General features: G+C 54.9%; 11 protein-coding genes. 4 read left to right on the forward strand and 7 right to left on the reverse strand.

The window, feature by feature from the left end:
* Position 1 precedes the first annotated feature (1 nt).
* Both HII27_RS01170 and HII27_RS01175 read right to left on the reverse strand, forming a co-directional pair.
* Positions 2–1957 carry an NAD(P)/FAD-dependent oxidoreductase gene (locus HII27_RS01170; RefSeq protein ID WP_191091954.1) on the reverse strand — a complete coding sequence of 652 codons (1956 nt, stop codon included), beginning with the start codon at positions 1955–1957 and terminating at the stop codon, positions 2–4.
* Positions 1958–1974: 17 nt separating this feature from the next.
* Entirely contained in the window at positions 1975–3216 is a 1242-nt protein-coding gene (locus HII27_RS01175; RefSeq protein ID WP_185666140.1) for an L-lactate MFS transporter, read from the reverse strand.
* A 206-nt stretch (positions 3217–3422) separates the two neighbouring features.
* Between HII27_RS01175 and HII27_RS01180 the strand changes: the two genes are divergently transcribed.
* Positions 3423–3971: a PadR family transcriptional regulator gene (locus HII27_RS01180; RefSeq protein ID WP_185666141.1), complete on the forward strand. Its 549-nt coding sequence runs from the start codon at positions 3423–3425 to the stop codon at positions 3969–3971.
* A 36-nt stretch (positions 3972–4007) separates the two neighbouring features.
* Here the strand turns inward: HII27_RS01180 and cfa are convergent, their stop codons facing one another.
* On the reverse strand, positions 4008–5156 hold the full coding sequence (gene cfa / locus HII27_RS01185) for a cyclopropane fatty acyl phospholipid synthase (protein ID WP_185666142.1): 1149 nt from the start codon (positions 5154–5156) through the stop codon (positions 4008–4010).
* Between the two features lie 297 nt (positions 5157–5453).
* Entirely contained in the window at positions 5454–6647 is a 1194-nt protein-coding gene (punC, locus tag HII27_RS01190; protein WP_185666143.1) for a purine nucleoside transporter PunC, read from the reverse strand.
* 113 nt (positions 6648–6760) lie between these two features.
* On the opposite strand from punC, the gene punR reads away from it, so the two are divergent.
* Complete coding sequence (gene punR, locus HII27_RS01195; RefSeq protein WP_185666144.1) at positions 6761–7672, forward strand: DNA-binding transcriptional activator PunR; 912 nt, start codon at positions 6761–6763, stop codon at positions 7670–7672.
* A 17-nt stretch (positions 7673–7689) separates the two neighbouring features.
* On the opposite strand, the gene purR is transcribed toward punR, so the two are convergent.
* Positions 7690–8715 (reverse strand): HTH-type transcriptional repressor PurR, encoded by a 1026-nt coding sequence (purR, locus tag HII27_RS01200; protein ID WP_185666145.1) that lies wholly within the window; start codon positions 8713–8715, stop codon positions 7690–7692.
* A 294-nt stretch (positions 8716–9009) separates the two neighbouring features.
* On the opposite strand from purR, the gene cydH reads away from it, so the two are divergent.
* On the forward strand, positions 9010–9099 hold the full coding sequence (gene cydH, locus HII27_RS01205; RefSeq protein ID WP_185666146.1) for a cytochrome bd-I oxidase subunit CydH: 90 nt from the start codon (positions 9010–9012) through the stop codon (positions 9097–9099).
* Between the two features lie 160 nt (positions 9100–9259).
* The gene (locus tag HII27_RS01210; protein ID WP_185666147.1) at positions 9260–10426 is read left to right on the forward strand and encodes an MFS transporter; all 1167 of its coding nucleotides are present in this window, start codon (positions 9260–9262) and stop codon (positions 10424–10426) included.
* An 80-nt stretch (positions 10427–10506) separates the two neighbouring features.
* On the opposite strand, the gene sodB is transcribed toward HII27_RS01210, so the two are convergent.
* Together sodB and HII27_RS01220 are read right to left on the reverse strand one after the other, a co-directional pair.
* Positions 10507–11088 (reverse strand): superoxide dismutase [Fe], encoded by a 582-nt coding sequence (gene sodB, locus HII27_RS01215; protein WP_185666148.1) that lies wholly within the window; start codon positions 11086–11088, stop codon positions 10507–10509.
* A 123-nt stretch (positions 11089–11211) separates the two neighbouring features.
* Complete coding sequence (locus tag HII27_RS01220; RefSeq protein WP_185666149.1) at positions 11212–12033, reverse strand: C40 family peptidase; 822 nt, start codon at positions 12031–12033, stop codon at positions 11212–11214.
* Positions 12034–12359: the final 326 nt, after the last annotated feature.

Here is a 12359-nt window from a genome sequence, read left to right on the forward strand (position 1 = left end):
TCTATACGTCCATCGCCGCATGATGCCCTTGATAGATGGCCGTCGTAATCGTCGATACCTTCACGCAGTCACCAACCTGAGCAACCCACGGCGCGCAGTCGCGCAGTGCTTCAATCACCTCATGGCGTGAACGCTGCCCCAGCGCACAAATCACCGATTTCCCGCTAATGTTCACCTGCTCACCTCGCGCGTTCTCACAGCGTACGCCGTCATCATTAATCGCCAGCGCGCGATGTTCGGTATAGACCGCGATCCCTGATTTTTCGATTTCAGCCAGCAGCAGCGGGCGATGGCGAATGTTGGCATCGGGCGACAGTTGAGCATTCATTTCAACCAGCTTAACCCGCTTATGCTGACGCGCCAGGTGAATCGCCACCTCGCATCCTGCTAGCCCGCCGCCGAGAACCACGACGTCATCGTCGATCTCATCTTGATGGTGGTGGTAATCGTTAATCAGCACCACGTTACGATGATGGATACCCGCAATTGGCGGTACGTTGGCCTCTGAGCCAGCGGCAATAATCAGCGCATCGGGGTGAATGCTGTCGGCAAGTTCCGGCGTCACCGGCGTATTCAGGCGAATATCCACCCCGGCATCGGCGCACAGTTTGCCGAGCGTTTGGCCAAGCTGGTACATCTCGTATTTAAAGTCGATGGCCTGCTCACCGATAAGAATGCCGCCCACTTCGTGGTTCTTCTCACACAGCACCACCTCGTGACCACGGCGCGCGGCGGTCCATGCCGCCTGCAGGCCGCCGGGACCTGCGCCAACGACCAGCACTTTTTTGCGCTGGGGCGCGCGAGGGATCTCAAGGCCGTCGCGTTCGCGGCCAATCAGTGGGTTAACGGTGCAGCGGCGGGTTGAGGTTTCAGCACGTTCGGCCATACAGGTAAAACAGCGCAGGCAGCGAATAATGGTGTCGTCCTGGTTGGCCATCACTTTATTCGGCAGCGCCGGGTCGGCGAGCAGGGCACGCGCCATCTCGACGATATCGGCCTGCCCGGAGGCGATAATCTCCTCCATCATCTGCGGATCGTTAAGGCCGCCGACCGTAGCGACCGGCACGCTGACGTGTTTTTTAATTTCCGCTGCCAGATAGACGTTGCTGCCGTGTGGCAGGAACATTGACGGGTGAGTGAGTCCAAATCCACGCTGATAGGTACCCGCGGAGACGTGCAGGATATCGACATGGCGCTCCAGCAGTTTGGCGATTTCAATCCCTTCCGCCAGGTCGTAACCCCCGTCGAAAAGCTCAGACCCGCTCATGCGAAACTCGATAGGAAAACCGTCGCCCACCGCGCGTCGCACGCTTTGCAGGACTTCAATGGCAAAGCGCACGCGATTCTCCCGCGAGCCACCGTAACCGTCGGTGCGTTTATTAAACCACGGCGAAAGGAACTGGTTGATAAGCCAGCCGTGGCCGCCATGTACCATCACCATCTCGAATCCGGCACGCTTAGCCAACGCCGCTTTCTCACCGTAGGCTTCGACAATCTCAGCAATTAACGCTTCGGTCAGCTCGTGCACCTCGCGTCCATCAGGGCGCGTGCCCTGGCTTGGCCCCCATTGATAAAGACCCTCTTTCTGATTTTTATCCGTCAGATAGGTACCCGCATACTGGCCCGAATGTGAAAGCTCCACGCTGGCAATCGCGCCGTGGCGGCGAATAGCGTCGGCGGTGTAGGTAAAGCTGGCGAGCGAGCCCGGCGTTTGCAGATCCAGATGAAACATATGCGAGCCTTCGGTTTTCGGATGCACCACCAGTTCGCTGACGGTGACGTTCGCCACGCCGCCTTTGGCACGGTTTTCGTAGAAGGCGGTGGAGGCCGGGCCGATGGTGCAGTCGGCAGTGATGTCGGTGCCGCCCATCGGTGCGCCGAACATCCGGTTACGGAAATAGACGTTGCCAATTTTAATGGGCTGGCAGAGGTGTGGGTATTTGCGGGTGATAGACATAGTGTGTTCTCCAGAACTTACTGAAACTGTGCGTGTTTATTGGTCGCGCGGAAGATAAGCGCCAGCAGCAGCGCGGCGACGCTAAAGGCCATGCCGATGGGGAATGCGGCTTTGTAGCTGTGGCTGCTTGCGAAGGTGGCGCTCATGATGGTCGGGCCGACGTAGCCGGCGATGGCGAAGCCGCAAAACATGATGCCGAAATTGACGCTGTTGAAGCGCGCGCCGAATTGATCGGCGGTAAAACCGGGAAAGACGCCCATAAACGCGCCGAAGCACAGGCCGATGATTGAGATACCAACATAAAACAGTAGGTTGTCGCCGGGGCCTGCTAGATAGAGCAAGTAGAGGCCGGGCAGGGAAAGGATGCAGGCCAGCATCAGCGTATTGATGCGGCCAATTTTGTCGGAAACGACTCCGGCGAGCACCCGCCCCAGCACGTTAAACAGAGCCAGTACGGAGACGGCGAGCGTGGCGGCGGCGGTTGACATCCCTATCATCAACCTGGCCAGCGGTGACGCGAGTGAAATGCACATCAGCCCGGCCACGGCGCCGCAGGTCAGCATGACCAGCATCAGATAGAAGTTGGGAGTGCACAGCATCTTCCGCCAGTTTTTGTCGGGGGAGACACCGCCCAGCTTTGTGCCCTGCGCTGCTTGCCAGCCTGCCGGCGTAAAGCCGTCCGGGCATTTTTCCATCACGAAAGCGCAGGCGCAGACGATGACCGCGAAGGTCAGGCCAATAATTTTAAAGGCGGCGAGAATACCCGCCTCAGCGGTAATCCACGCGGCAATGGGGGGGATAATAACCGAACTGATACCAAACAGCGCGGTGGTGATGCCGCCAACGAAGCCGCGTTTATCTGGGAAAAACTTGATTGAGGTACTGATGGTCGCCCCATAGACCATACCGAGGCCCAGGCCGGTGAGGATGCCATAGGCCCACACCAGATGGCTGACTTCGGTGGCATAACCGCAGAGGATCATGCCGCCGCCAAACATCAGACCGCCGATGAAAATCACCAGTTTCGGACCCAGCGTGTCGTTGATTTTACCGCCGGTAATCATGGTGATGGGGCCGACCGAGTTACAGACTACGAACACAATCGCCAGGTTTGCCGAACTGATTGTGCTGCCGTGCAGCCCGGAAAGGTACTCCGCCATCGGGGAGGCGAAAATGCTCCAGGCGTACATCGACCCGACGCAGAGGTTGATAAAGCAGCTGGCGGTGAGGATCCACCACCGTTTCCTTGAGTAATCCATTTTTCATCCTTAACCGTAATTTTGGTGTTCATTAACTAAATCAATATTTTATTAACAAGCTGACACGTTAAAGCAAACTGCTAACGACGCTAATCCACACTAATAAACATGTCAATGTTTACATGTTTGTTTTGACATGTTGATCAAAGCGGATATGACGGCGCGGCGTGGTATACTCAGCGGGGAAAAACATCAGGTAGGGCACAATGAAAGTTTTAACCTATGCCATTCTTGGCTTGTTAAACCGGACGGCGATGACCGGATATGACATCAGCAAAGCGTTTAACCATGAGTTAGCCAAATTCTGGCATGCCAAACACAGCCAGATTTATGGCGAGCTGAAGAGCATGTTTAACGAGGGGCTGGTGACTTACGATATTGAGATCAGCGGCGATATTCTGGAGAAGAAGAAGTACAGCATCACCGAGGCCGGGCATCAGGCGCTGATGCAGTGGCTGCATAAAGATGAGCCAATTGAGAAAACGGCAAAGGACGTGTTTCGGGTGCGGATGTACTTTTCCAGTTATCTGGATCTCACTACCCGTATCCATCTGCTGGAAAATCAGCGGATGCAGCACCTGGAGCGGCTTCACGTGCTGCAAAAAACCATGGAACAGTATCCGCAGGTGCCGCCGCTGGATAGCGATCGTTTTGGCGATTTTATCGTGCTGGAAGGGGCGATTGAACGTCAGGAAGGGATGCTGCGCTGGATAGACCGCTGCATTGGCTATTGCCGAAGCGGCGAAAGGGGATAAAAGCGTCTGCGCCAGTGCGGCGCAGACGTGAAGTGACTAGCGGGCGACGCGCAAACCGCTCTCGACGCCGCGGGAGAACATCACCTGCCAGAGCTGAATATCTCGCGCGCGGAAAGCACCCGCGCAGGCATTGAGATAGTAGCTAAACATGCGTTTGAATCGTTCAGAATAGTTGTCCGCGATTTCCGGCCAGCATTCGAGGAAGCGTTCATGCCATGCCATCAACGTCGTATCGTAGTCAGCGCCAAAGTTGTGCCAGTCTTCCATCACAAAGTGAGGTTCGCTGGCGTGCGCAATCTGGCGTACTGAGGGTAAACAGCCATTCGGAAAGATGTATTTGTTGATCCAGGGATCGACATTATTGTCTGTTTTCTTCGAGCCGATAGTGTGCAGTAAAAACAGTCCGTCGGGTTTCAGATTTTTGTCGACGACGGAAAAATAGGTGTCATAGTTTTTCGGACCAACGTGCTCGAACATCCCGACGGAAACAATGCGGTCAAACTGGTCGTTAAGGTCGCGGTAATCCTGCAGCAGGATCTCGACGTCCAGCCCCTCGCAGCGGGCCTGGGCCATTTTCTGCTGTTCCGCTGAAATGGTCACGCCCTTGACGGTGACGTCGTAGTTTCTGGCCATAAACGCTGCCAGACCGCCCCAGCCGCAGCCGATGTCCAGCACGCGCATTCCGGGTTTTAGCTGCAGTTTTTGGCAGATGAGATCAAGCTTAGCCTGCTGCGCCTCTTCCAGCGTCTGGGCATCTTTCCAGTAACCGCAGGAGTATTGCATATAGGGGTCGAGCATGCGGCTGAAGAGATCGTTGCCCAGGTCGTAATGTTCTTTACCGACCTGCCAGGCACGACGACGGCTTTGCAGATTAAACAGACGCGCGCCGGCAATGCGAAGCGTGTCTTTAATATGGTGAGGGAGTTGCGTTTCTAATCCGGCGCGCAGCACCTTGTCGAAGAAGATATCCAGACGATCGCATTCCCACCAACCGTCCATATAACTTTCGCCAAGACCCAGCGAACCTTCTTGTAACACGCGTTTAAACAACCGAGGATTTCTGACTTGTATATCGCAGGGAGCATTGCCGTTTACTTCAATGCCTGCGCGGCCTAGCAGCTCGCTGACAATACGATACCAGTCGTCATCCGGTACACTAACTTCTTCTATACACGATGAGCTCATAGCTTCTCCATCCCGACCTGATGATCAGAACCTTAAAACAGCGTAGACGCTTTTTTTGGGTTTGTGAGAAATCTCACGAAATTCGTGAGCCTGCTATCCGACGTAGCACAGAGGAAGGGAAGAATCCCTTGCCGAAAGCCAATCCATGGTTCAACGGGAAGCTATCCTGCTCCCGCTTAATAAGTTCAATCTATATTATTTATGTGATGCGGATCCAGTATAGGACGCTAAGTTTGTTGATTCAACTAAAAATCTTAGCGCCCTAATCATTTTCTGGGATATTGATATGAGTGATGTTTAGGCGTGAGAAGTGGCGTGTTCTATTTCACGTTCAGCGCGACGAGCGGCGAGTTGCATCCAGTAGCCGACGCCTGCGAGCAGCACGGTCACCAGCATCACGCTGGTGGTGGTCAGCAGCGGCGTGGCAATCAATGTGGATACCGCAAGGCTTGCCAGGAAACAGAGCCCTAACTGCAGCGTGTTTTGTAATGCAGCAGCACGGCCTGTTGCCTGTGGGAAAGGCTTCAGCGCCTGAGCGACGACGATCGGATAAATCGCGCCGTTGGCAATGGCCATCACGCAGAACGGAATCAGCAGGGCGGTCAACGAGGCGTTTTCTGCCAGACCCACGGCCCAGGTACCCACCACGCTCAGCGCGTAGATAACCAGCAGCCACGGCAGCATCTGGGCACCACGCCATTTTTGCAGCGCGGCGCGACAGCCGTAGCCGCCAATCAGGAAGGCGATGGTTTGCGGCACATAGCTCAGGCCAATGACCGTCGGGCTGTAGCCCATCTCATGTAAGATGAACGGTGAACCGGTCAGCCAGGCGAAGAAGCTCGCCGAACAGGCGGCGTAAATCAGCACGTTGCCGCGATAGTCTTTACTGCGCAGCAGGCGCATAAAGGTCAGCTTTTCTTCGCTAGTGGCATTTTTTTTGTGCGCAGGCTTGAGGCGGAACGCCGGGAGCATCAGTACCAGGGTGATAATAAACAGCGTGGCGAAGATGGCCTGCCAGTCAAAGTGCGCCAGCAGCCAGCTACCCAGCAGCGGGGCGAGCGCCGGAGAGAGCCCAACCAGCGGCATGATGGTGGCAAAAATGCGGTTGGTGCGCTGAGCGGGATAGTAGTCGGTGACCATCGCCTGCCAGGTCACCGCCGCAGCGCAAACGCCGACGGCCTGTACAAAACGCAGGACCAGCAGCGTGGTGCCATCGCGCACCCACAGCATGCCAATGCAGCCGATAGCGAAAATGGCTAACCCGGACAGCAGAATCGGCTTACGACCGTAGCGGTCTGACAGCGGCCCCCAGAGGAGCTGCGCGACGGCAAAACCGGCCAGAAACAGACTAAGACTCGCGCTGACGGCTGACGCCGGCGTTTGCAGGTCTTCCTGAATGGCGGCAAAGGCAGGGAGATACATATCGGTAGCCAGAAAGCCCAATACGCTCAGCCCCGCGAGCCAGACTAAAAATCCTTTCCCAGGTTGCATTAATTTCGCCCTTTTTATCATGAATAAACGATGTCGCTGAGTGTAGAGAGTGCATAACGGCTTGTGAAACGCTAATATTTGCGTCATGCATTCAAAAATTTTGCAGGCAGAAAATGTGGTCTGAATATTCACTGGAAGTGGTTGATGCGGTGGCGCGCAACGGTAGCTTTAGCGCCGCTGCTCAGGAACTGCACCGCGTGCCTTCTGCGGTCAGCTATACGGTACGCCAGCTGGAAGAGTGGCTGGCGGTGCCCCTGTTCGAACGGCGCCATCGCGACGTTGAGCTTACTCCCGCTGGCGTATGGTTTTTGAAGGAGGGGCGGTCTGTTATCAAAAAAATGCAGATCACTCGCCAACAGTGCCAGCAAATTGCTAACGGCTGGCGAGGGCAGTTGGCGATTGCCGTCGATAATATCGTGAAACCGCAGCGAACCCGGCAGTTGATTGTCGATTTCTATCGTCACTTTAGCGACGTGGAGCTGATTGTTTATCAGGAGGTGTTCAACGGCGTCTGGGATGCACTGGCCGATGGTCGCGTGGAGCTGGCAATTGGTGCCACCCAGGCGATTCCGGTTGGTGGCCGTTTCGCGTTTCGTGATATGGGGATGCTCAACTGGCACTGCGTAGTGGCGAGTACCCATCCACTGGCGCAGATGGAGGGCCCGCTCAGCGATGATGTGTTGCGCAACTGGCCGTCGCTGGTGCGTGAAGATACCTCGCGATCGCTGCCAAAGCGAACAACCTGGCTGCTTGATAACCAGAAGCGCGTGGTGGTGCCGGATTGGGCCTCATCGGAAACCTGTATCTCGGCGGGGCTTTGCGCGGCGATGGTGCCGGGACATCTGGCGCAACCGTGGTTGGAAAACGGGGAGTGGGTGGCGCTACAGCTTGAAAACCCGTTCCCGGATGCCGCCTGTTGCCTGACCTGGCAGCAAAGCGAAGCATCTCCGGCATTAAGCTGGCTGCTGGAATATCTGGGGGATAGCGAGACGCTGAATGAAGAGTGGCTGCGGACACCCGAGTAGGGTGTCCGTGGGAACGCTTAGCGGCGGTAGTCGCGGAACGGGCCGTCGGCCACGGAGCGACGTTCGATAAGACGCGGATGCACCTCAATCGACTGCGAGGTCTCGCGTTTGCTGACGATACGGTCCATCAGCATGTTAAACGCCGTCTCACCAAGCGAATCTTTCGGCTGGTGAATGGTCGTCAACGCCGGGGTGAAGAAACGCGAGTTGCGCACGTTATCATAACCGATCAGCGAAATGTCCTGCGGCACGCGCAGACCCATTTCATCTGCGGCGCACAGTGCGCCCATCGCCATGATGTCACCACCGCAGAAGATAGCAGTAGGGCGCGGCTGCTGCGACAGGATCTGCTGCATTGCGCGATAACCAGATTCGGGCTCGAAGTCACCCTGCACAATCCAGTTCTTCGGTACGTTGATCTGCGCTTCTTCCATCGCTTTCATAAAGCCTGCCAGACGACCCGCACCGGTGTTGCGCTCCAGTGGACCTGGGATCACACCGATATCGCGATGACCACGCTCAATCAGGTAACGACCGGCGGTATAGCCGCCTTCAAAGGCGTTATCAATGACCGAGTCGGTGAAGTCCGCTTTGGCTTCGCCCCAGTCCATTACCACCATTGGAATGTGACGGTACTCTTCGAGCATCGTCAGCAGGGATTCCGGATACTCGGAGCACATGACCAGCAGGCCATCTACGCGCTTTTGCGCCATCATCGACAGGTAGGCGCGCTGTTTTTCCAGGTTATTCCAGGCGTTGCCCAGAATCAGGGTATAACCTTTCTCAAAGCAGTTTTTCTCAACGGCTTCGATAATTTCGGCAAAGTAGGCCGCTTCGCTGCTGGTTGCCAGCAAACCAATCGATTTGGTGTGGTTCACCTTCAGGCTGCGGGCAACGGCGCTCGGAGAGTAGTGCAACTCTTTGATCGCCGCCCAAACGGCTTCACGCGTCTCCTCGGCGACAAAACGCGTTTTGTTAATTACATGTGATACGGTTGTAGTGGAAACGTTTGCGCGCTTCGCTACATCTTTAATAGTTGCCATTCCATCTCACTCCAGACCCTGGCCTGCCCCTGATAAAATCGAAAGGAAAACGTTTGCCTTCACACACCCTGACGCAATTTTGTGGATTGCGATTCGCCGGGAAAACGATACAGGACGACAGGAGGGGGTCAATGGCCGGTACGCTTATAAATAAGCGTCGAATTTTGACTTATCCTGACGCAAAGTGGAAGAGTAAAAACCAACATCCTGCTAAATCTGTGAAGATTTTTGCGCAATACTGTGCAAAAATGAGTTAGCTCAGTTTTGCTGTAGCGATAAAAAGGAGAAAAGTTGATGAGTACCGAACTTAAGATGTCACTCACCACCACCGTCATTACCCTTGCGCTGATCGTTGCCGCAAGTTTGACTGCTGTACTGCATTAATTCCTCTGCGAGGGGGCGCCCGCTCCCTCCTGTCTGATTGTTACCCGTTTAGCAATAATCTTTTGCTGTTTTGTACACTTCTGTTTTTATGTGATTGATGTCATGCTTTTGCCCATTATCGACATGCCGCGTCTGTCGTGCGGCCAACCGGAGCATTTGCATGAAAATTAACTTTCCCTTACTGGCGTTAGCCATCGGGGCCTTTGGCATCGGGACTACCGAATTCTCGCCAATGGGGCTCCTGCCGGTGATCGCAAAAGGCGTGGACGTCTCCATTCCCGCAGCCGGGATGCTGATCAGCGCCTATGCCGTAGGGGTGATGGTTGGTGCGCCGCTGATGACGCTGCTGCTTTCACATCGTGCCCGCCGTAACGCCCTGATCTTCCTGATGGCGATTTTTACCCTCGGCAACGTATTGTCGGCGATGGCGCCGGACTACACCACGCTGATGCTGTCGCGGATTATTACCAGCCTTAACCACGGCGCGTTCTTCGGCCTGGGTTCCGTTGTCGCTGCCAGCGTGGTGCCGAAGCATAAGCAGGCCAGCGCTGTGGCGACCATGTTTATGGGCTTGACGATTGCCAATATCGGCGGCGTGCCGGCGGCAACCTGGCTTGGTGAAACCATCGGCTGGCGGATGTCGTTCCTGGCAACGGCAGGCCTTGGCATTATTGCCATCCTGGGGCTGTGGTTCTCTCTGCCGAAGGGCGGGGCGGGTGAAAAACCGGACGTGAAACGCGAACTGTCGGTGCTGGTGCGTCCGCAGGTGCTGTCGGCGCTGCTGACTACCGTGCTGGGGGCGGGAGCGATGTTTACGCTCTATACCTATATTTCACCGGTGCTGCGGACGATAACTCACGCCACGCCAGCGTTTATTACGCTGATGCTGGTGTTGATTGGCGTCGGCTTCTCAATCGGTAACTATCTCGGCGGCAAATTCGCCGACCGTTCGGTGAGCGGAACGCTGAAGGGCTTCCTGCTACTGCTGATGGCAATCATGCTGGCGATTCCTTTCCTTGCGCAAACGCAGGTGGGCGCGGCGTTCAGTATGGTGGTGTGGGGGGCTGCAACCTTCGCGGTGGTGCCACCGCTGCAGATGCGCGTGATGCGCGTGGCACACGAAGCTCCGGGCCTTTCTTCCTCGGTGAATATCGGGGCGTTCAACCTGGGTAACGCACTGGGTGCGGTTGCGGGCGGGGCGGTGATCTCCGGTGGTCTGGGTTACAGCTTTGTACCGGTGATGGGGGCGATTGTTGCCGCGCTGGCGCTGCTGGTGGTATTCCTGAGCGGCCGTTCACGCGGTGAAGAGGCGCTGGCCAGCCAGTAAAAACAAAAACGCAGAAGGGAAACCTTCTGCGTGATACGAGATAACCCGGCGGAGCATGGCGATGCCGGGTTATTTTTTGCTTACGCCGCCAGATTTTCAGCCACAAACGCCCAGTTCACCAGAGCCCAGAAGTGCTCCAGATAGTTTGGACGCGCATTGCGGTAGTCGATGTAGTAAGCGTGTTCCCACACGTCAACGGTCAGCAGTGGTTTCGCATCGGTGGTCAGCGGGGTTGCCGCGTTAGACGTTGAAACGATAGCCAGGGAACCATCCGCCTTCTTCACAAGCCAGGTCCAGCCCGCACCGAAGTTTTTCACTGCGGCATCGGTGAACTGTGCTTTGAATTCAGCGAAGGAACCAAAGGATTTAGCGATCGCATCAGCGACGGCACCGGTTGGTTCGCCACCGGCATTAGGTGCCAGGCAGTTCCAGTAGAAGGTGTGGTTCCAGACCTGCGCTGCGTTGTTGAACACGCCGCCTTCAGAGGTACGGACGATCTCTTCCAGCGTTTTGCCTTCAAACGCCGTACCTTTGATCAGGTTGTTCAGGTTAGTGACATAGGTCTGGTGGTGTTTGCCGTAATGATACTCCAGGGTTTCCACGGAAATGTGCGGAACAAGAGCGTCTTTGGCATATGGTAATGCAGGTAATTCGAACGACATTGCTACTCTCCTTTATTATATTTGTACACTCAATAACCATGTATTAAGTAGGGATAGAGTAACAAATTAAAAGGTGAGATAAAAGATAAGCTTACCCCGTTTATTAACAAACGGGGTAAGTGATTAACGAATTGTCTTTGGTGTCACAACGCGGCGGGCGCCGACGTAGTGACGGACCCAATAGTCTTCGCTCAGTGACGTTATCTGGATGTCCTGGCCGGTGCGCGGAGACTGAATAAATTTACCGTTACCGACGTACACGCCAACGTGATCGGCGGTGCCGCGGCCCTGAGTACGGAAGAAGACCAGATCGCCGCTTTCCAGCTCGCCACGTTCAACCGGGCGGGCATCGCGCAGGTGATACATTTCGTTGGCAGTACGGGGAATACGGATGTTGACCAGATCTTTGTAAGCGTAATAGACCAGACCGCTGCAGTCGAAACCGGTACGAGGGGAGTTACCACCCCAGCGATAAGGTTTTCCTAATTGGCCCATCAGCTTATTCATCGCGGTCTTCTGTACTTTCTGTACGCGAACTTTGTGCGCAGCGGCGATGGTCATCGGTTTGGATTCTACAGAACTGGTGGTGCAGACCTTCTTGTGACCTTTGCGAACCTTGCAGGTCGTGGTGACGCTGGCGGTTTTGACCGCGCTGCTTTTCGCGTGGGTTTTAGCGGAGGCTGTTTTCGATTTGCTGGCGGCTGGAGTCGCTTTCTTCGCTACGGCTGGCGTGGTTTTCTTCTTAGCGGCAACCGGAGTGGATTTTTTCTTAGCGTTAGATTTATTGTCCGCGTTCTTTTTCTTGCGTTCACTGCTTTTTACAGGAAGCGACTTTTGCGCCGTTGGGGTTTTGGCATGCCCTGTAGCATGCGCCAACGGCGTGAAGGATAACGATGTAAACAGCAATGCACAGAGCGTGAACGACCATTTTTTTATCTGCGCCACTGAACAACCCTCTGAGTAAGATGCAGGCCAAATGTCCTTGCCTGGGTATGGTTTACAAAACCCAACGATTCTAATCCATAAAAACACGAAATGTTAATAGTGTTTTTAAGGATAAAACGTTGTTTCGTTAGCAACTGCAAAAAAAAACATCATTTGATACATAATGAGTCAAATAATGAGCAAGCTTTTCATCAGCCTGCCGATAAACTCATATTTATAAAGCAACTTAACGGTTCAGACGATAAAATAGTAATGCGTGAACAAAATGTTATTTTCTGTTCAGGGTCTGAAACGTTACAATGTCAGACTACTGCCGTAAAAAGAAG

Source organism: Kluyvera sichuanensis (genome assembly GCF_014218705.1).
In the GTDB taxonomy this organism is placed as follows: Bacteria; Pseudomonadota; Gammaproteobacteria; order Enterobacterales; family Enterobacteriaceae; genus Kluyvera; species Kluyvera sichuanensis.